At 71.4% G+C, this 18988-nt stretch carries 15 protein-coding genes; 13 read left to right on the plus strand and 2 right to left on the minus strand.

The window, feature by feature from the left end; all coding sequences use genetic code 11:
• Positions 1-107: 107 nt before the first annotated feature.
• The 4 genes from ABLE88_RS03705 to ABLE88_RS03720 all read left to right on the plus strand — a co-directional run bounded on the left by ABLE88_RS03705 (position 108) and on the right by ABLE88_RS03720 (position 4619).
• Positions 108-575 (plus strand): SRPBCC family protein, encoded by a 468-nt coding sequence (locus ABLE88_RS03705; RefSeq protein ID WP_348830113.1) that lies wholly within the window; start codon positions 108-110, stop codon positions 573-575.
• 273 nt (positions 576-848) lie between these two features.
• Positions 849-1346, plus strand: coding sequence for a (2Fe-2S)-binding protein (locus ABLE88_RS03710; protein WP_348831074.1), 498 nt, complete (start codon positions 849-851; stop codon positions 1344-1346).
• Positions 1347-1437: 91 nt separating this feature from the next.
• Positions 1438-3807: a xanthine dehydrogenase family protein molybdopterin-binding subunit gene (locus tag ABLE88_RS03715; protein WP_348830114.1), complete on the plus strand. Its 2370-nt coding sequence runs from the start codon at positions 1438-1440 to the stop codon at positions 3805-3807.
• An 11-nt stretch (positions 3808-3818) separates the two neighbouring features.
• Positions 3819-4619 (plus strand): FAD binding domain-containing protein, encoded by an 801-nt coding sequence (locus ABLE88_RS03720; protein WP_348830115.1) that lies wholly within the window; start codon positions 3819-3821, stop codon positions 4617-4619.
• A 46-nt stretch (positions 4620-4665) separates the two neighbouring features.
• On the opposite strand, the gene ABLE88_RS03725 is transcribed toward ABLE88_RS03720, so the two are convergent.
• Positions 4666-5526 carry a DMT family transporter gene (locus ABLE88_RS03725; RefSeq protein ID WP_348830116.1) on the minus strand — a complete coding sequence of 287 codons (861 nt, stop codon included), beginning with the start codon at positions 5524-5526 and terminating at the stop codon, positions 4666-4668.
• A 160-nt stretch (positions 5527-5686) separates the two neighbouring features.
• Between ABLE88_RS03725 and ABLE88_RS03730 the strand changes: the two genes are divergently transcribed.
• The 5 genes from ABLE88_RS03730 to ABLE88_RS03750 all read left to right on the plus strand — a co-directional run bounded on the left by ABLE88_RS03730 (position 5687) and on the right by ABLE88_RS03750 (position 10802).
• Positions 5687-7036 carry an aminotransferase-like domain-containing protein gene (locus ABLE88_RS03730; protein ID WP_348831075.1) on the plus strand — a complete coding sequence of 450 codons (1350 nt, stop codon included), beginning with the start codon at positions 5687-5689 and terminating at the stop codon, positions 7034-7036.
• A gap of 139 nt (positions 7037-7175) precedes the next feature.
• Positions 7176-7823: a TMEM175 family protein gene (locus ABLE88_RS03735; protein ID WP_348830117.1), complete on the plus strand. Its 648-nt coding sequence runs from the start codon at positions 7176-7178 to the stop codon at positions 7821-7823.
• A gap of 119 nt (positions 7824-7942) precedes the next feature.
• Complete coding sequence (locus ABLE88_RS03740) at positions 7943-9262, plus strand: cytochrome-c peroxidase (RefSeq protein WP_348830118.1); 1320 nt, start codon at positions 7943-7945, stop codon at positions 9260-9262.
• Between the two features lie 75 nt (positions 9263-9337).
• On the plus strand, positions 9338-10051 hold the full coding sequence (locus tag ABLE88_RS03745; RefSeq protein WP_348830119.1) for a vWA domain-containing protein: 714 nt from the start codon (positions 9338-9340) through the stop codon (positions 10049-10051).
• Between the two features lie 10 nt (positions 10052-10061).
• The gene (locus ABLE88_RS03750) at positions 10062-10802 is read left to right on the plus strand and encodes a DnaJ domain-containing protein (RefSeq protein ID WP_348830120.1); all 741 of its coding nucleotides are present in this window, start codon (positions 10062-10064) and stop codon (positions 10800-10802) included.
• 15 nt (positions 10803-10817) lie between these two features.
• Here the strand turns inward: ABLE88_RS03750 and ABLE88_RS03755 are convergent, their stop codons facing one another.
• Positions 10818-12974: a D-alanyl-D-alanine carboxypeptidase family protein gene (locus tag ABLE88_RS03755; protein WP_348830121.1), complete on the minus strand. Its 2157-nt coding sequence runs from the start codon at positions 12972-12974 to the stop codon at positions 10818-10820.
• A gap of 290 nt (positions 12975-13264) precedes the next feature.
• On the opposite strand from ABLE88_RS03755, the gene ABLE88_RS03760 reads away from it, so the two are divergent.
• The 4 genes from ABLE88_RS03760 to ABLE88_RS03775 all read left to right on the plus strand — a co-directional run bounded on the left by ABLE88_RS03760 (position 13265) and on the right by ABLE88_RS03775 (position 18932).
• Positions 13265-13597 (plus strand): phasin family protein, encoded by a 333-nt coding sequence (locus ABLE88_RS03760; protein WP_348831076.1) that lies wholly within the window; start codon positions 13265-13267, stop codon positions 13595-13597.
• A 350-nt stretch (positions 13598-13947) separates the two neighbouring features.
• Entirely contained in the window at positions 13948-14280 is a 333-nt protein-coding gene (gene clpS, locus ABLE88_RS03765) for an ATP-dependent Clp protease adapter ClpS (RefSeq protein WP_348830122.1), read from the plus strand.
• A 232-nt stretch (positions 14281-14512) separates the two neighbouring features.
• A complete protein-coding gene (gene clpA / locus ABLE88_RS03770; RefSeq protein ID WP_348830123.1) occupies positions 14513-16984 on the plus strand; it encodes an ATP-dependent Clp protease ATP-binding subunit ClpA in 2472 nt (823 codons plus the stop codon).
• 376 nt (positions 16985-17360) lie between these two features.
• Positions 17361-18932, plus strand: a complete 1572-nt coding sequence (locus tag ABLE88_RS03775; protein ID WP_348830124.1) for an acetate--CoA ligase — start codon at positions 17361-17363, stop codon at positions 18930-18932.
• The last annotated feature ends 56 nt before the right edge of the window (positions 18933-18988 follow it).

Consider the following 18988-nt stretch of genomic DNA (forward strand, 5'->3'; position numbering starts at 1 on the left):
TAACCCGCTCCGGCGGCGTGCACAATTCGCCGCCGCGCCTTCACGCGTCCCCCTTATGGATGCAGCATGGCGCTGAAGATCGTGCCCCCAAGCGGGAGGAGGCCCCCATGGCGCTCGAGATGACCGGCAGCTACGACATCGCCCTGCCGCGCGAAAAGGTGTGGGCGGCGCTCAACGATCCGGCGGTGCTCAAGGCCTGCATTCCCGGCTGCGAGGAGCTGGAGCGCATCTCCGACACCGAGCTGAAGGCGCTGGTGGTGGCCAAGGTCGGCCCCGTCAAGGCGAAGTTCCGCGGCAAGGTCATCCTTTCGGACATCGATCCGCCGGCGGGCTACCGCATCGGCGGCGAGGGGGAAGGCGGCGTCGCCGGCTTCGCCAAGGGCGGCGCCGTGGTGCGGCTCAGCGAGATCGAGGGCGGCACGCGGCTCGACTACGAGGCGGAGGCGCAGATCGGCGGCAAGCTCGCCCAGCTCGGCCAGCGCCTGGTGGCCGGCACCGCCAAGAAGCTCGCCGACGATTTCTTCCGCAACCTCGCCGCCACGGCCGATCCGGCCGCGGCGCCCGCCGAGGGCTAGACCCCCTCGCCCCGCATCTGCGCCCTGCCCGACCCGAACCGCTCCGCCGCGGCCGCCAGGCTTGCGGCGGCGCAGCCGTGGCCGCGCAAGCGGGCGTGATCGCATCGGGCCGGGCCGGGGCATCTCCTCGCTTGACCGCGCAAGCGGGACAGTCTCACACTGGAACAATGAAAAGGTCCGGCCCGACCGGCCCTGCGGACGCGGATCAACAAGCCCGCGCGCTCGACCGGAACCCGGTGGAGGATGAGGATGCCCGAGACCCCCGACACGGCAATGGCCAAGATCAGCATCTCGATGGCGGTGAACGGCAAGCCCGTGTCCACCACCCTCGATCCGCGCACGCTGCTGGTCCAGTTCCTGCGCGAGAAGCTGCTGCTCACCGGCACCCATGTGGGGTGCGACACCAGCCAGTGCGGCGCCTGCGTGGTCCTTGTGGACGGCGCGGCGGTGAAGTCCTGCACCATGCTCGCGGTCCAGGCGGACGGCACGAGCGTGACCACCATCGAGGGCGTCGCCGGCCCGGCCGGCCTGCACCCCATGCAGGAGGCGTTCCGCGAGCATCACGGCCTGCAGTGCGGCTTCTGCACTCCCGGCATGATCATGAGCGCGCTCGACATGGTGGCCCGCCTCGGGCCCGCCCTCGACGCGGCGACCATCCGGGAGAACCTGGAAGGCAATCTCTGTCGCTGCACCGGCTATCACAACATCGTCAAGGCGATCGCCGCCGGTGCCGAGGCCATGGGCGCGGGCGCGAAGGCGGCCGCCGAATAGGCCCACGCCGATCCGCCGCGCGCGCGGCGCGCCGACCGACCGCGCGCCGAGACCGTCCCGTCCTCCGGGAGGACACGCCAAGGACATCGCCATGAACGAGAGCATCGTCACGCCCATCGGCGCCGCGGTCCGGCGCAAGGAAGACCAGCGTTTCATCACCGGCAAGGGCCGCTACACCGACGACATGAACCGGCCCGGCCAGGCCTTCGCCTATTTCCTGCGCTCGCCCCATGCCCATGCGCACATCCGCGCGATCGACGCGAGCGCGGCCAGGGCCATGCCCGGCGTGGTCGCGATCCTCACCGGCGCCGACCTGGCGCAGGACAAGATCGGCGACCTCATCTGCGGCTGGATGATCACCTCCAAGGACGGCACGCCCATGCGCATGGGCTCGCACCCCGCGCTCGCCAAGGACAAGGTGCGCTATGTGGGCGACCATGTGGCGGTGGTGATCGCCGACACGCTCGACGCCGCCAAGGATGCGGCCGCCGCCATCGCGGTGGACTACGAGGTGCTCCCCGCGGTCGCCGACCTCGGCACCGCCGATGCCGGCGCGCAGATCCACGATTGCGCGCCGCGCAACGTCGCCTTCGAATGGGAATTGGGCGACCGGGCGACGACCGACGCCGCCTTCGCCCAGGCGGCGCACGTGACCAAGATCGACATCGTCAACAACCGCCTCGCCCCCAACGCCATGGAGCCGCGCGCCGCGATCGGCGAGTACGATCCCGGCGACGAGGCGTTCACGCTGTGGACCACCAGCCAGAACCCGCACGTGGCGCGGCTCGTGCTCTCGGCCTTCGTCGGCATCGCCCCCGAGCACAAATTGCGCGTCATCGCCCCGGACGTGGGCGGCGGCTTCGGCTCGAAGATCTTCATCTATGCCGAAGAGACGGTCTGCGCCTGGGCGTCGAAGCGCGTGGGCCGGCCCGTGAAGTGGACCGCCGACCGCTCGGAAGCCTTCCTCTCCGACGCCCACGGGCGCGACCACGTCTCCCATGCCGAGCTCGCCACCGACGCCGCGGGCAAGATCCTCGGCTTAAAGGTGCACACGCGCGCCAATCTCGGCGCCTACATGTCCACCTTCTCCTCCTGCGTGCCCACCTATCTCTACGCGACGCTGCTGTCGGGGCAGTACGCCATCCCGGCCATCCATTGCGAGGTGGACGCGATCTACACCACCACCGCGCCGGTGGACGCCTATCGCGGCGCCGGCCGGCCCGAGGCCACCTTCCTGGTGGAGCGCATCGTCGACAAGGCGGCGCGGGAGCTGGGCCTGGACCCGGCCGAATTCCGCCGCAGGAACTTCATCACCACCTTCCCGCACCAGACGCCCGTGATCATGAACTATGACGCGGGCGACTATGCCGCCTCGCTCGACCTCGCTTTGGAGATGGCGGACTACAAGGGCTTTCCCGCCCGCCGCGCGGAGGCGGAGGCGCGCGGCAAGCTGCGCGGCATCGGCCTGTCCAACTATATCGAGGCGTGCGGCATCGCCCCGTCGGCGGCGGTGGGCTCGCTCGGCGCCGGCGTCGGCCTGTGGGAGAGCGCGGAGGTGCGCGTGAACCCGACCGGCAACGTCGAGGTGCTCACCGGCTCGCACAGCCACGGCCAGGGCCATGAGACCACCTTCGCGCAACTGGTCTCGGCCCGGCTGGGCATCCCCATCGACCAGGTGAGCGTGGTGCATGGCGACACCGACAAGGTGCAGTTCGGCATGGGCACCTACGGCTCGCGCTCGGGCGCGGTGGGCATGAGCGCCATCGTCAAGGCGCTCGACAAGGTGGAGGCGAAGGCCAAGAAGATCGCCGCCCACATTCTCGAGGCCGCCGAGGGCGACATCGAGTTCAAGGACGGCAAGTTCACGGTGGCCGGCACCGACCGCGCCCTTGCCTTCGCCGAGGTGGCGCTGAACGCCTATGTGGCGCACAAATTTCCCACCTCGGAGATCGAGCCGGGGCTGAAGGAAGGCGCCTTCTACGATCCCACCAACTTCACTTTCCCCGCCGGCTGCCACATCTGCGAGGTGGAGGTGGACCCGGAGACCGGGGTCACGCAGATCGTCAACTTCACGGCGGTGGACGATTTCGGCATCGTCATCAATCCGATGATCGTCGAGGGCCAGGTGCATGGCGGCATCGCCCAGGGGGTGGGCCAGGCGCTGCTCGAGGGCGTCACCTACGACGCCGACGGCCAGCTCGTGACCGGCTCCTACATGGACTACACCATGCCGCGCGCCGATGACCTGCCCTCCTTCAGGCTCGGCCTGACGCAGACGCGCTGTCCCTCGAACCCGCTCGGCATCAAGGGCTGCGGCGAGGCGGGGGCGATCGGCGCCCCGCCCGCGGTCATCAACGCCCTCGCCGATGCCCTGGGCACGCAGGACGTGCCCATGCCCGCCACCCCGGCCAAGGTGTGGGCGCTCGCCAAGACCCGCGCCGTGCGCCAGGCGGCCGAATAGGAGGACGCCTCATGTATGCCTTCGACTATCAGCGTCCCGCCGCCCTCTCGGAGGCGGCGTCCCTGCTCGGCGCCGACCCCGAGGCGAAGATCCTCGCCGGCGGGCAGACTTTGCTGCCCACCCTCAAGCAGCGCCTCGCCCAGCCGACGATGCTGGTCGATCTCGGCCGCCTGCCCGGCCTCTCCGCCATCGAGAAGACGGCGGAGGGCGTCGCCATTGGCGCGCTGGTGAAGCATGTGGCGGTCGCCACCTCCGACGTGGTGCGGCAGGTGATCCCGGCGCTCGCCGACCTCGCCGGGATGATCGGCGACCCTGCCGTGCGCAACCGCGGCACCATCGGCGGCTCGCTGGCGAACGACGATCCCACCGCCGACTATCCCGCCGCCGTGCTGGCGCTGAACGCCACGGTGGTCACCGACCGGCGCTCCATCGCCGCCGGCGATTATTTCCAGGGCCTGTTCACCACGGCGCTGGAGGAGGGCGAGATCATCGTCCGCGTCGACTTCCCGCAGGTGGAGCGCGCCGGCTACGCCAAGTTCCCGAACCCGGCCTCGCGCTACGCCATGGCCGGCGTGTTCGTGGCCAAGACCGCCGCCGAGGTGCGGGTCGCGGTGACCGGGGCCGGCCAGTCGGGCGTGTTCCTGTGGGAGGAGGCGGGCGACGTGCTCAGCTCCGACTTCGCCCCCGCCGCCATTGCGAGCCTTCAGCTCGACCCGGCCGACCTGATGAGCGACCTGCACGGCAACGCCGAATATCGCGCCCAATTGGTGAAGGCCATGGCCAAGCGCGCTGTGGCCCAGGCGCTCGCCTGAGCCCGGAGGGGGGTCGCGCGCGGCCCCTCCCCGCATTGAGGCGGCGTCAGGCGAAGCGCTTGGCGCCGGCGACGCACAGCACCACCAGGGCGGTCACCGCCACCATGCTCCAGGCGACCTGCTCGCCGAGCAGCACGGCGGCGAGCGCCAGCCCGAAGAACGGCTGGAGCAATTGGAGCTGGCCCACCGCGGCGATGCCGCCGCGCGCCAGGCCCCGATACCAGAACACGAACCCCGCCAGCATGCTGAACACCGACACATAAGCGAGGCCGAGCCACGCCGGCACGCCGATGCCGGCAAAGCCCTGCGGCAGCGTGGCGAGTGCGAGCCCCGCCATCGCCGGCAGCGCCAGAACCAGCGCCCAGGAGATCACCTGCCACCCGCCGAGCCGGCGCGAGAGCCGCGCGCCCTCCGCATAGCCGAGGCCGCACACCAGGATGGCGGCGGCCATCAGCAGGTCGCCGGCGAGCGAAGCGGCGGCGCCATGCGCCAGGGCGAAGCCCGCCACCGCAGCGGCGCCGAGGAGCGAGAACAGCCAGAAGGCGGGCTTGGGCCGCTCGCCGCCCCGGACCACGCCGAACAGCGCGGTCGCGAGCGGCAGCAGGCCGACGAACAGGATCGAGCGCGCTGCGGTGATGTGCTGGAGCGCCAGCGCGGTGAGCAGCGGGAAGCCCACCACCACGCCGAGCGCCACCACCGCGAGCGGGCCGACGTCGCGCCCCGCCGGCCGGCTCTGGCGCAGCGCGAGGAGCAGCGCCGCCCCGAGCAGCGCGGCGATCACCGCCCGCGCCGAGGTGAGGAACAGCGGCGTGAAGCCGGCTACCGCCACCCGGGTCGCCGGCAGCGAGCCGGAGAAGATGACGACGCCGAGGAGGCCGCTGCCCCACCCGTCCATTCCGCGCTGCATGAGGTGCTCCGCCGCTACCCCCCGGCGATAGCGCGCGCGGGGTTGCGCCGACAGGCACACATCCATACGGTAGAAGCGAACAGTATGGGCAGCAGGAGCCATACAGTTGACCCTCATCGACGGCGACGGCGCGGTGGGTGCCACCCGCACGGAACAGGTCATGGGCGCCATCCGGCGCCGCATGGCGCGCCACGCCGTGTCGGCCGGCGAGAAGCTGCCCTCCATCCGCCGCCTCGCCCGTGAGCTGCAGGTCTCCCCCTCCACCGTGGTGGAGGCCTATGACCGCCTGGCGGCCCAGGGGCTGATCCGCTCGCGGCCCGGCTCGGGCTTCTACGTGGCCGGCCCGCCGGCGGCGCCCCTGGGCCTGGCGGAGGCCGAGCCGCGGCTGGACCGCGCCATCGATCCGTTCTGGGTGTCGCGCCAGTCGCTCGATGCCGGCCCGCATATCCGGCGCCCCGGCTGCGGCTGGCTGCCGCCCGACTGGATGCCCGAGGCCGCCCTGCGGCGCGCCCTGCGCGCGCTCGCCAGGGCCGACGCCGCGGTGCTCACCGATTATGGCCAGACCCGCGGCAGCCCGGCGCTGCGCCACCTGCTGGCGCGCCAGCTCGCGGCCGAGGGCCTCGAGGCGGGGCCGGACCAGATCGTCCTCGCCCCCTCGGGCACCCAGGCGATCGACCTCATCTGCCGCTTCCTGCTGGCGCCCGGCGACACGGTGCTGGTGGACGATCCCTGCTACTTCAATTTCCAGGCCCTGCTGCGCGCCCACCGCGTGAACATCGTCGGCGTGCCCTTCACGCCCACGGGCCCGGACGTGGTGTGCTTCGCCGCGGCGCTCGCCGCGCACCGCCCGCGCCTCTACGTGACCAATTCGGCGCTCCACAATCCCACCGGCGCGACGCTCGCCCCGCGCACCGCGCACCAGCTCCTCACCCTGGCGGCGGCGCACGACCTCACCATCGTCGAGGACGAGATCTTCGCCGATTTCGAGCCCGAGCCCTCGGCCCGCCTCGCCGCGCTCGACGGGCTCGCGCGGGTGGTGCGCATCGGCAGCTTCTCGAAGACCCTGTCGGCCTCCATCCGCTGCGGCTACATCGTCGCCCGGCCGGACTGGATGGAGGGCCTGAGGGACCTCCAGGTGGCCACCAATTTCGGCGGCCCGAGCCCGCTCGCGGCCGAGCTGGTGCTGCGGACCCTCAGCGACGGCAGCTACCGCAAGCATCTCGCCGCCTTGCGCGGGCGCCTGGCGAAGCGGCGCCGGGAGGTGGCGGAGGCGCTCGCCGGCCTCGGCGTCCGCCTTTGGTGCGAGCCGCGCGGCGGCTTCTATCTCTGGTGCCGGCTCCCCGCCGGGCGGGATGCGGCACAGGTGGCGCAGGCGGCGCTCGCCGAAGAGGTGGTGCTGGCGCCGGGCAACGTCTTCAGCGTCAGCCAGTCGGCCCCCGACTTCATGCGCTTCAACGTGGCGCAGACCGACGGCGCGGCGCTGCGCGTGCTCGCGCGCGCGCTCGGCTGAAGGCGGGCTCGGCCGCAGCGGGCGCGGGCGGCGACGCACGGGACGGGGCGGGTTCACCGCCTGGCTTGCAAGCGGATCGGTGAAGGCGTTCTCTCCCGCTAAGCTGGAGGGCGCGCGATCCCCGCGCCCCGGGGGGCCCATGAACCAGTCGTCCGAACACCGCGCCCTCGCGCCGCAAGGCCACCGCAGCCTGTTTCCCAAGGCGCGCGTCGACGCCCTGACCGACGGCGTCTTCGCCTTCGCCATGACGCTGCTGGTGCTCGACATCCGGATGCCGGACGGCCTGACGATCGAGGACGGGCGCGCGCTGGCCCAGCACCTGCTATCGCTCGGCCACGAGACCTTCACCTATCTGGTCAGCTTCCTGGTGCTCGGCGCCTTCTGGCGCGGCACCATCGAGGCGCGGGCGAGCGTGGAGCAGGTGGGCCAAGGCGCGGTGAGCATCTGCCTGTGGATGCTCTTCCTCGTCACCGTGGTGCCGTTCTCCTCGGGCCTCGTCAGCCGCTACGGGCAGTTCACGCCCGCCATCCTGGTCTATGCCGCCAATATGGGGGCGCTGGCGCTGCTGGTGGTGGCGCTGCGCTATTTCGACGTGGTGCCGGAGCGGCGCAGCCTGACCGCCGCCTTCGGTCCGCGCCTGCCGCTGTTCCTGGCGAGCGTCCTGGTCTCGGCGCTGCTCGGCGTCCTGGCGCCGCATTTCGCCATGTATGCCTATTTGCTCAATGTCGCGCGCCGCCTGCCGTTCTGGCCCGCCCCGGCGGCGGACGCAGGGGAAGCCAAAAACTAGAGCCATTCCAATCTTTTGCGGTCCGTAGTCGACCGGATTGCCGAACCGCGCCGCGATCCCCACCCTTTGCGGGCAATGCAAGGCAAGGCTCCCGCTCGCGGGGGCCGGGAGCGCGGGCCATGGCGTGTCCTCATCGCCGGGGAAGAGGGGCGGCAGCGGGCAAGGTCCTGCATGCGGGCGCGGTCCTGTGCGCCCTGCTCGCCCCGCTGACGGGTGGCTCGGCGGGGGCCGGCGAGACCGCGACGCAGGGGATCGCGACGCAAGGCATGGCAACCCCCGAGGCGCTCGGCGAAGCGCTGTTCTTCGACACCACTCTGTCGAAGAACCGTACCCAGGCCTGCGCCTCCTGCCATGCCCCGGACGCCGCCTTCACCGACCCGCGCGAGGGGCCGGCGGGGCACGCCGTCTCGGTGGGCGACGACGGCCGCTCGCTCGGCGACCGCAACGCGCCGAGCGCCACCTATGCCCGCTTCAGCCCCGCTTTCGGCAGGTCCGCAAGGCCCGGCCGCTATCGCGGCGGCCTGTTCCACGACGGGCGCGCGACGAGCCTGGAGGAGCAGGCCGGCGGCCCGCCCCTCAACCCGGCCGAGATGGCCATGGGCTCGAAAGCCGAGGTGGTGGCGCGCCTGAAGGAAAATCCCCATTACGTGGCGGCGTTCGAGAGGCTCTACGGCAAGGCCGTCTTCACCTCCGATGGCCGCGCCTTCGCGGCCATGACCCGCGCCATCGCCGCCTTCGAGCGCACCGAGGCCTTCGCCCCCTTCGATTCCAAATACGACCGCTATCTGAAAGGCGAGGCGACGCTCACCGACCAGGAGGAGCTCGGCCGGGTCCTGTTCTTCTCGAAGCAGTTCACCAATTGCGCGCTCTGCCACCAGCGGAACGCGCAGGGCGGCACGCCGGGCGAGACCTTCACGAACTACGAGTTCCACAATATCGGCGTGCCGGAAAACCCGGCGCTCGCCGCCGCCGGGGCGGTGGCGGCGCCGGACCTCGGTCTCGCGCGCAATCCCAAGGTCAAGGACAAGGCGGCCCAGGCCGGGCGCTTCAAGGTGCCGTCTTTGCGCAACGTCGCCGTCACCGGACCCTACATGCACAACGGCGTGTTCCAGGACCTGCGCACGGCGGTTCTGTTCTACAACACCTTCAACACGACGAACCCGGCGCGCAAGACGAACCCGGAGACCGGCGCCCCGTTCGGCCCGCCCGAAGTGCCCGGCACGCTCTCGCTGAAGGAGCTGGAGACCGGCCCCGCCCTCGACGACCGGCGCATCGACGCGCTGGTGGCGTTCCTCGAGACCCTCACCGACAGGCGTTACGAGCCCCTGGTGGCGGAGCGCCGTGCCGCCCGCGCGGCGGCCCTGGCGGCGGCGAAGGCGGCGGCGCCCCAAACCCTCGCGCCCCAATCCCCCGCACCGCGGGCCGCGGCCGCCCATTAGCCCCCTGGGCCGGCGCCGCCCTTCCGTCCGCGCGCCCTTGCCCCTATGTGTGAAGCTGGAGGACCGGCGCGATCCATGGGCGAGAACAAAAGCAAGGATGTCACATCGGCACCCGCGGGGGGCCTGTCCAGCGCGGACGACACGGCGCGCTTTCTCGAGGCGGTGAAGCGGGCGCCCGGCACGCCCGCGGGGCGCGGGCGGCTCGCCTTCGCGCTCGACGCCACCGCCTCGCGCCAGCCCACCTGGAATCTGGCCTGCGAGATCCAGTCCGGCATGTTCGCCGCCGCCGCCCGGCACGGCGGGCTCGACATGCAGATCGTCTATTATCGCGGCCAGAGCGAATGCCGCGCCTCGCCGTTCGTCGGCGACGCCGCCACACTGGCGGGCCTCATGGGCCGCATCTCCTGCGAGGGCGGGCTCACCCAGATCAACCGCGTGCTGTCCCACCTGCTGAGCGAGGCCGAGCGCTCGGGCCTGCGCGCCGCCGTGTTCGTGGGCGACGCCATGGAGGAGAACGAGGACCGGCTGCACGCCCTCGCCGGCCAGCTGGCGCTGCGCGGGGTGCGCCTGTTCGTGTTCCAGGAGGGCGACGCGCCGCACGTGGAGCGCTGCTTCCGCGCCCTCGCCGCGGTCACCGGCGGCGCCTATTGCCGCTTCGACGCGCGCGCCGCGGCGCAGCTGCGCCAGTTGCTGGAGGCGGTGGCGGCTTATGCGGCGGGCGGGCGCGCCGCCCTCGCCGCGCGCCGCGATGCCGGGGCGCTCAAGCTCATCGCGGCCCTCGGCGGATAGGAGCCATCTGGTGATTTCCCTCATCGCCGGCGTCGCGCTGCTGGCGCTCGGCCTCTACGGCCTCAAGCTCTGGACCAAGGCCGACCCCAAGGTGCTGGTGGCGGTGCTGTTCCGCGCGCTGGCCTATGCCGCGCTGCTGGGTGCGGTGGGCGCCCTGGTGACCGGGCGCTATGCGGCGGTGGTGCCGCTGGCCGCGGTCGGCATCGCGCTGCTCGGGCGGCTCGATCCCGGCGGGGTGGGCGGCGCGCTGGGCGGCATGTTCGGGGGCCTGTTCCGGTCGGGGGCGAAGCCGCAGCAGACCTCGCGGGTGCGCTCGCCGATCCTCGAAATGGAGCTCGACCACGCCACAGGCGCCTTGTCAGGGCGCGTGGTGGACGGCCCGGACGCGGGCCGCGCGCTCGAGACCTTCTCCCTGCCCGAGCTTCTGGAGCTCAGGCGCATGTGCGATCCGCAGTCGCTCGCCCTACTCGAAGCTTATCTCGACCGCCGGGCGCCCGCCTGGCGTGAGAACATTGAGGGTGATCAGGGTGCGGGGGGTGTCGGCGGACGCGGCGCGGCGCTCGGCGGGGACGCGATGACGGAGCAGGAGGCCTATCAGATTCTTGGGCTTCAGCCGGGAGCGGACGCGCAGAGCGTCCGCGCGGCCCATCGCTCCCTCATGAAGAAGCTCCACCCCGATCATGGCGGATCCAGCTATCTTGCGGCCCGGATCAATCAAGCCAAGGAAGTGATCCTGCGCAAACATGGCTGATTCTCCCTCAAGACTTCAATTCTTGAGAGTCATGCAGCCAAAATCGTTACGCACTAGTAAACGGCAGGCCTCGCGCGCACCCTTCTCGTCGAGCCCGGAGAAGCGGGCGCGGTAGAGCTGGGCCGAGCCCTTGGCCACCTTTTCCGTGTAGGCGTCGGCCTTGGCGAGCTGCGCCTTGGCCTTGGCGCGGGCGCTGTCGAGCTTGGCGCGGGCTTCCTTCTCGCCGTCGAAGGCGCCGACCTGGATGATCCAGCCGGAACGGGCGCTGGCGGGGGTCGAGGCACGCGCGGAGGCCGCGGCCGAGGGCGGCAGGGGCGTCGGCGTAAGCGAGGCGGTGCGCACCAGCGCGGTTTCCTCGGCGCGCCGCGCCGGCCGCGCCGGCGCGGCCACATCGTCCAGCACCGGCCACACGCTCGCCTCGTAGCGTGCGCGTTCCTCGGGCGAGGGGTCGAGCGTGGAGACCAACTGCACCGGCGCCGACGGCGGGGCGGACCGCGCCGTGGCGGACGGGGGCGCGGACCGGGGCGCCGGCTTGGCGGCGGCCTTCGCGGCGGTGCCGGTGTTGGGCCTGCCGTCCGCGGTGAAGGCGCCGGTGGTCGGAGCGAAGGCGGAGAGCGCGGTGGGGCCGGCATAGCCGAGCGCGCCGGTCACGGGGACGAAGCCGGCGGCGGACGCCGTGGCGGCGGAGACGCGCTTCACGGCGATGGTCTTCACGCCGGTGGGCTTGATGGGTTCGTCGGTGCCGATTGCGGCGGTCTGGACCGGCTCCGCAGCGGGGGCGGGCGACGGCGCGGCGGCGGCGGCTCCCGCACGGCCGATCGAGGCGGTGACCGCGGGATCGGGCCGGGCCGCCGGCGCCGCTTGAGCCTGGGCCGCCGACCCCTTGTCGGCCGGAGCCGGCGCGGGCTTGCCCAAGGCGAGCTGCGCCAGGGCGGCCTCGGCGGGTGCGGCCGGGGCGGGAGCGGCGAGCGCCAGAGCGAGCGCGGCTGGCGCCGCCGGTGCCTTGGGCCGCGGGGCGGCGACGGGCAGCGGCGCGGGCGCGGGCTTGGCGGCGGAGACCACCGGGGCCGGCTTCGGCGCCGGCTCGGCGCCGCGCTCCCATCGCGCCGCCGCGGGCGGCGCGGCGAGCGCATAGCGGTCGTCCTCGGGCGTGGCCGGCTGCGGCGGCGGCAGCGGCGCGGCGAAGCCGAGCCCCACCGGCCGCTCCTCCGGCGTCGCGGCGGCGGTCTCGATCACGCGCGGCGCGGTGCGGGCGCCGGCATAGGCGCGCGGCAGATGGGCCTCGATCAGGTTCGCCATGCGCTCGTCGCGGGCGCCGCCCGACGTGCCGCCCAGGACGACGCCGACGAGGCTGCGGTCGTCGGCCTTCAGCGAGGTCAGGAGATTGAAGCCCGAGGCGCGGGTGTAGCCGGTCTTGATGCCGTCGACCCCCTCGATGCGCCCCAGCAGGCGGTTGTGATTGCCGATCGCCTGGCCGCGATAAAAGAAGGTGCGGGTGGCAAAGTAGCGAAACTGGCGCGGGAAGCGGTCCTGGATCGCGCGCCCGAGGATGGACAGGTCGCGCGCCGTGGTCACCTGGCCCGGATTGGGCAGGCCCGAGGCGTTGCGGAAGGTGGTGCGGCTCATGCCGAGGGCGCGCGCCTTGGCGGTCATCAACTGCGCGAAGTCCGCCTCGCTGCCGCCGATCGCTTCGGCGATCACCACCGCCACGTCGTTGGCCGAGCGCGTCACCAGCGCCTTGATGGCGTCCTCCACCTCGATGGTGGAACCCGGCCTCACCCCGAGCTTGGTCGGCGACTGGGCCGCGGCCCTGGCGGATACCGGCAGGTCGCTGGTGAGCTTCAGCCGGCCCGCCTCCATCTGCTCGAACAGCAGATAGAGCGTCATCACCTTGGTGACCGAGGCAGGATGCCGCAGTGCGTCGGCGTTATCTTCGTACAGCACCCGGCCGGTCTTGGCATCGACCATGATGGCGGCGGAGCCGTAGCGCCAGCGCGCGCCGTCCGCGTCCGCCACCGGCGCAGGGGTGCTCTTGCGCTTGACGGTGCGCTCGGCCTGGTTGCGCTTGCGTGGCTTGGCGTCCGCCACGGTACTGGTGAAGGCGAAGATCGCCAGCACTGCAGCCGCAAGGACTTTGACGCCCCGAGCGGTGTTCGCGGACGCAATACGCATGAACGGCCCCTGAATGTACAAAACGCAATCCGCCCCCGACCCTGGCGAAGGCCCCTCGACTGGAAGGACCCACCGCAGTGCGGGAGCGGCGTGGGGGAGCGACAGGGGAAACGTTAAGAACGGGGAGTTACCAAGGCGTAAACAGGGCATGGGAGTCATATTGTGCACTGCACAATAGAGCTTGACATTCATGCTGCACTGCATAATATCACAGTCGAGCGGAGATAAATCCACTCATGGAAACGTCTGGCCCGGCGCCGCGCGCCGTGCTGCGGATCGAGGACACTCCCATGGTGCAGAGCCCGGAAGAATTCCAGAAGCTGAGCAAGGACAACATCGACGCCGCGATGAAGAGCTTCGGCACGCTCTCCAAGAGCGCCCAGGCGATCGCGGTCGAGGTGGCCGACTATACCAAGACCTCCTTCGAGCAGGGCACCGCCGCCCTGGAGAAGCTGCTTGGCGCCAAGAGCGTCGAGCAGGCGATCGAGATCCAGCAGAGCTACCTGAAGTCCGCCTATGAGGGCGCCGTCGCCCAGGCGACCAAGATCGGCGAGCTCTACACCGAGCTGGCGAAGGAGACCTACAAGCCCTTCGAGAGCGCCTTCGGCAAGTTCCCGCGCTGAGTTCCGCGCGTCGGTTTCCGCGCTGCGTATCCGCGCGCGCGCCGGGTTGCGGCGCGCTGGAAGAGGGCCCGGTCTTGCGCCGGGCCTTTTTCATGGGCAAAAAGGGGCTGCATCGATCAGCCGCCCGCCGCGACCCTGGCAAAACGCCGGGCGGCTTCCTATCATTTGGCGCGAGCGCCGAGACTCCGCGGCCCGATGGCGGAGCCCTGGCAGAGGGCGCGACGGACATGACAGGCACCGCTCCTATGGCGAGCTCCGCTTCTGCTGCGAGCGCATTTTCTGCTGCACGCGCCGCCTTGGTGGCGCGGCCCGCGCGGCCGTCCTGCGCACCGCGGCGCGGCGCTTTCGCCATGGCCGGACCGGACACGCCGCGGCGCAACGGCGACGGGCCTGGAACCTCCGTCATCACCCGCACCAAGCCGCAGACCAAGCGGCCGAGCCTCTACCGGGTGCTGCTGCTGAACGACGACTACACCCCCATGGAGTTCGTGGTCCACGTGCTCCAGCGCTTCTTCAACAAGACCACGGACGAGGCCAACCGCATCATGCTCCACGTGCACCATCACGGCGTGGGCGAGTGCGGCGTTTTCACCTACGAGGTCGCCGAGACCAAGGTGACGCAGGTGATGGACTTCGCGCGCAAGCACCAGCATCCGCTCCAGTGCGTGATGGAGAAGAAGTAGGGTCCGGTCCGCGCGCGCCGGCATCGGCGCGCCCGCATCCGCACCGGCGCCAGCCTGAAGCGTGGCCGCGCCCCGCAGAGCCTTCCTTGTGACAATTTCGGAACGGTGAACGCCCTCGACGCATCGAAGGGCTTGCGCACTGCCGCAACCGGTACGAAGTTTATCAGGACGGCGCGTGCTCCGCGCCCCGGCGCAGCTCGCCGGACCGGCGGCACGCGCGAAAGAGGTGTCGATGCCCACATTCTCCCGCAGCCTCGAACAGTCGCTCCATCGTGCCCTGGCGCTCGCCAACGAGCGCCACCACGAGTATGCGACGCTCGAGCATCTGCTGCTTTCCCTCGTCGACGACCAGGATGCCGCTGCCGTGATGCGCGCCTGCAATGTCGACATGGAGAAGCTCCGCCGCAATCTCATCGAGTACGTCGACACGGAACTCGAGAACCTGGTCCAGTCCGGCTCGGACGATTCAAAGCCCACCGCCGGCTTCCAGCGCGTGATCCAGCGCGCGGTGATCCATGTGCAGTCCTCCGGCCGCGAGGAGGTGACGGGCGCCAACGTGCTGGTGGCGATCTTCGCCGAGCGCGAGAGCCATGCCGCCTATTTCCTGCAGGAGCAGGACATGACGCGCTACGACGCGGTCAACTACATCTCCCACGGCATCGCCAAGCGCGCCGGCATGTCCGAGAGCCGCCCCGTGCGCGGCGCCGAGGAGGAGACCGAGACCAAGTCGGGCGAGGATTCCAAGAAGAAGGCCGACGCGCTCGACGCCTATTGCATCAACCTCAACAAGAAGGCGCACGAGGGCAAGATCGACCCCCTCATCGGCCGCGACAGCGAGATCAACCGCACCATCCAGGTGCTCTGCCGCCGGCAGAAGAACAACCCGCTGTTCGTGGGCGATCCCGGCGTCGGCAAGACCGCGATCGCCGAGGGCCTCGCCAAGCGCATCAATGACGGCGACGTGCCGGACGTGCTCGCCACCGCCACCGTGTTCGCCCTCGACATGGGCGCGCTGCTCGCCGGCACCCGCTATCGCGGCGACTTCGAGGAGCGCCTCAAGCAGGTGGTGAAGGAGATCGAGGCCTATCCGAACGCGATCATGTTCATCGACGAGATCCACACGGTCATCGGCGCCGGGGCGACCTCGGGCGGGGCCATGGACGCGTCGAACCTGCTGAAGCCGGCGCTGGCCTCCGGCACGCTGCGCTGCATGGGCTCGACCACCTACAAGGAATACCGCCAGTATTTCGAGAAGGACCGCGCCCTCGTCCGCCGGTTCCAGAAGATCGACGTGGCCGAGCCCACCGTGCCCGACGCGATCGAGATCCTCAAAGGGCTGAAGCCCTATTTCGAGGACTACCACAAGCTGCGCTACACCAACGACGCCATCAAGGCGGCGGTGGAGCTCTCCGCCCGCTACATCCACGACCGCAAGCTGCCCGACAAGGCGATCGACGTGATCGACGAGAGCGGCGCGGCGCAGATGCTGCTGCCCGAGACCAAGCGCAAGAAGACCATCGGCCTCAAGGAGATCGAGGCCACCGTCGCGACCATGGCGCGGATCCCCCCCAAGACCGTGTCCAAGGACGATGCCGAGGTGCTGGCGAACCTCGAGACCACACTCAAGCGCGTCGTCTACGGGCAGGACAAGGCCATCGAGTCGCTTGCGGCCTCGATCAAGCTCGCCCGCGCCGGCCTGCGCGAGCCGGAAAAGCCCATCGGCTGCTACCTGTTCTCCGGCCCCACCGGGGTCGGCAAGACGGAGGTCGCCAAGCAGCTCGCCTCGGTGCTGGGCGTGAACCTGCTGCGCTTCGACATGTCGGAATACATGGAGCGCCACACGGTCAGCCGCCTCATCGGCGCGCCGCCCGGCTATGTGGGCTTCGACCAGGGCGGGCTGCTGACCGACGGCGTCGACCAGAACCCGCACAGCGTGCTGCTGCTGGACGAGATCGAGAAGGCCCATCCGGACCTGTTCAACATCCTCCTGCAGGTGATGGACCACGGCAAGCTGACCGACCACAACGGCAAGCAGATCGACTTCCGCAACGTGATCCTCATCATGACCACCAATGCGGGTGCCGCCGATCTTGCCAAGCCCGCTTACGGCTTCACGCGGCAGAAGCGCGAGGGCGACGATTCGGAGGCCATCAACCGCACCTTCGCGCCGGAGTTCCGCAACCGGCTCGACGCGGTGATCCCGTTCGGCCACCTGCCGACCGAGGTCATCACCCAGGTGGTGGAGAAGTTCGTGCTCCAGCTGGAGGCGCAGCTCGCCGACCGCAACGTCACCATCGAGCTCTCCGACGAAGCGGGACACTGGCTGGTGGAGCGCGGCTATGACGAGCAGATGGGCGCGCGGCCCATGGCCCGCGTGATCCAGGAGTACATCAAGACGCCGCTGGCCGATCAGGTGCTGTTCGGGCGCCTGAAGAGCGGCGGGCACGTGCGGGTCGTGGTGGAGGGCGAGGGCAAGGAGTCCAAGCTCGGCTTCGAGTTCCCCGAGGGGCCGGTGACGCCCAAGCCCGACAAGATCGCGCCGCCCGCCGCCAAGCGTCCGGCGCGCCGCAAGACCTCCGCCGCCGCCAAGGCGCGCGCGGCGAAGGCCAAGCCCGGCAAGCCGGGGCCGAAGGGCGGCAGCGCCACCAGCGGGCCGGGGCGCTCCGGCAGCCCGGTGCCGAAGCTGCCGCTGGTCAAGGCCTGACATCCGCCGGGGCCTGCGCACCCCGGCCCGGAGCAACGACGATGCCCGGCCCCGCGCCGGGCATTTTTTTGGCCGTGCGCCGGAGAGCCCCCAAAAGGGCCGCCTCGCCCCGTTCGCGCCCCCTCTCCCACGAGGGGAGAGGGGAGCAGCGCCAGGATTTTTGCGGCCGGGACGAAGTATCGGCGCGCGCGTCCAGGCTGGCCGGCAAACCAGGAGCCGCCCCAGCCGTTCGCATCCCCTCTCCCGTTGCGGGAGAGGGCCGGGGTGAGGGGTCGCCCGACGCAGGGATTCCCGGCGCCCCGATGCGGCGCGCCGCCAACTCGCTTAAGCTGCCTGCGCCCCCCCCCTGACCCCGAGAGCGCTCCGAACCGCCACCATGCCCCCCTCCCCCCGCTCTGCATGGGCGCCGCTCGCCCACGGCATCGCGCCGGACGCCCGCTTCAATCTGGCGGCGTACTGCCTCACGGCGCAGGCCGCCCGCGCCGCCGGCAAGCCCGCCCTGATCCTGGTGGGCGCGGACGGCGCCGAGCGCTGGACCTATGGCGAACTCGAGGACAAGGTGCGCCGCCTCGCCGGCGGCCTCTCGACGCTCGGCCTCGCCCCCGGCGCGCGGATCCTGATCCGCGCCGGCAACGACGCCGGCTTCGTCATCGCATTCCTCGCCGCCATCGCCGCAGGCTATGTGGCGCAGCCCACCTCCTCCCAGCTCACAGTGGAGGAAGTGCGCGCGCTCGCCGCCGATTCCGGCGCCGCCGCGGTGGTGCTGGGCGAGGACCATCTCGCCGAGCGCGCCGGCCTCGGCCCCCTGCGCATCATCGCGCCCGACGAAATGGCCGCGCTCGCCGCCGCCCCACCGATCGCCGCCTATGCCGCGACCCGGGCGGATGATCCCGCCTATCTGGTCTACACCTCCGGCACCACCAGCCGGCCCAAGGGCGTGCTGCACGCCCAGCGCGCCATCCTCGGCCGCCGCCCCATGTATGCCGACTGGCTCGGCCTGACCGAAGCCGACGTGCTGCTCCATGCGGGCGCGGTGAACTGGACCTACACGCTGGGCGTCGGCCTCACCGACCCGTGGGCCCAGGGGGCGACCGCGGTGCTCTATAACGGCCCGCGCGATGCGGCGGTCTGGCCACGGCTGATCGAGGCGTACGGCGCCACCATCTTCGCCGCCGTGCCAACCGTGTTCCGGCAGGTCCTCAAGGCCTGCGACATGGCGCGCTTCGACCTGAAGCGCCTGCGCCACGGGGTGGCGGCGGGCGAGGCGCTGGCGCCAAGCCTGATCGAGGAGTGGCATGCCGCCACCGGCACGTGGATCTACGAATCCCTCGGCATGAGCGAGATCTCCACCTTCATCTCCTCGCGCCCCGGCGCGCCGATCCGCCTCGGCTCGCCGGGCCGCCCGCAGCGCGGCCGGCGCGTGTGCGTGCTGCCGGTGGAGGGCGGCACCGAACCGCTGCCGGCGGGCGAGACCGGCCTGCTCGCCGTGCACCGCTCCGACCCCGGCCTCATGCTCGGTTACTGGCAGCGGCCGGAGGAGGAGGCGGCGGTGATGCGCGGCGACTGGTTCGTGGGCGGCGACCTCGCCGCCGTCGATGCCGACGGCTGGTTCTGGTTCCACGGCCGCAACGACGACGTGATGAACGCGCTCGGCTACCGGGTCTCGCCGCTGGAGGTGGAGAAGGCGCTCGCCGACTGCCCCGGCGTGCTGGAGGCGGCGGTGGCCGAGACCCGGGTGCGCGCGGACGTGAGCGTCATCACCGCCTTCGTGGTGCCGCGCCCGGAGGCGGCGCTCGACGAGGCGGCGGTGCTGGCCCATTGCGCGCAGCATCTGGCCGCCTACAAGTGCCCGCGCCGGGTGATCTTCGTGGACCATGTGGAGCGCACCGCCAACGGCAAGGTGAGCCGCAAGGCAATGGCCCGGCGCGTCGAGGGGATGCTAGGCTGACGCGGGTTGGCGACGCGTGTGGCGGCGTCCCAGGACGCGCCGCCGCGCGCGCCGCT

Source organism: Xanthobacter luteus (genome assembly GCF_040049235.1).
Taxonomy (GTDB): domain Bacteria; phylum Pseudomonadota; class Alphaproteobacteria; order Rhizobiales; family Xanthobacteraceae; genus Xanthobacter.

Excerpts from the sequence above, each read along its gene's own strand:
- ABLE88_RS03705 (WP_348830113.1), top strand. The coding sequence starts at position 108 with ATGGCGCTCGAGATGACCGGCAGCTACGACATCGCCCTGCCGCGCGAA.
- ABLE88_RS03710 (WP_348831074.1), top strand. The coding sequence starts at position 849 with ATGGCCAAGATCAGCATCTCGATGGCGGTGAACGGCAAGCCCGTGTCC.
- ABLE88_RS03715 (WP_348830114.1), top strand. The coding sequence starts at position 1,438 with ATGAACGAGAGCATCGTCACGCCCATCGGCGCCGCGGTCCGGCGCAAG.
- ABLE88_RS03720 (WP_348830115.1), top strand. The coding sequence starts at position 3,819 with ATGTATGCCTTCGACTATCAGCGTCCCGCCGCCCTCTCGGAGGCGGCG.
- ABLE88_RS03725 (WP_348830116.1), bottom strand. The coding sequence starts at position 5,526 with ATGCAGCGCGGAATGGACGGGTGGGGCAGCGGCCTCCTCGGCGTCGTC.
- ABLE88_RS03730 (WP_348831075.1), top strand. The coding sequence starts at position 5,687 with ATGGGCGCCATCCGGCGCCGCATGGCGCGCCACGCCGTGTCGGCCGGC.
- ABLE88_RS03735 (WP_348830117.1), top strand. The coding sequence starts at position 7,176 with ATGAACCAGTCGTCCGAACACCGCGCCCTCGCGCCGCAAGGCCACCGC.
- ABLE88_RS03740 (WP_348830118.1), top strand. The coding sequence starts at position 7,943 with ATGGCGTGTCCTCATCGCCGGGGAAGAGGGGCGGCAGCGGGCAAGGTC.
- ABLE88_RS03745 (WP_348830119.1), top strand. The coding sequence starts at position 9,338 with ATGGGCGAGAACAAAAGCAAGGATGTCACATCGGCACCCGCGGGGGGC.
- ABLE88_RS03755 (WP_348830121.1), bottom strand. The coding sequence starts at position 12,974 with ATGCGTATTGCGTCCGCGAACACCGCTCGGGGCGTCAAAGTCCTTGCG.
- ABLE88_RS03760 (WP_348831076.1), top strand. The coding sequence starts at position 13,265 with ATGGTGCAGAGCCCGGAAGAATTCCAGAAGCTGAGCAAGGACAACATC.
- clpS (WP_348830122.1), top strand. The coding sequence starts at position 13,948 with ATGGCCGGACCGGACACGCCGCGGCGCAACGGCGACGGGCCTGGAACC.
- clpA (WP_348830123.1), top strand. The coding sequence starts at position 14,513 with ATGCCCACATTCTCCCGCAGCCTCGAACAGTCGCTCCATCGTGCCCTG.
- ABLE88_RS03775 (WP_348830124.1), top strand. The coding sequence starts at position 17,361 with ATGCCCCCCTCCCCCCGCTCTGCATGGGCGCCGCTCGCCCACGGCATC.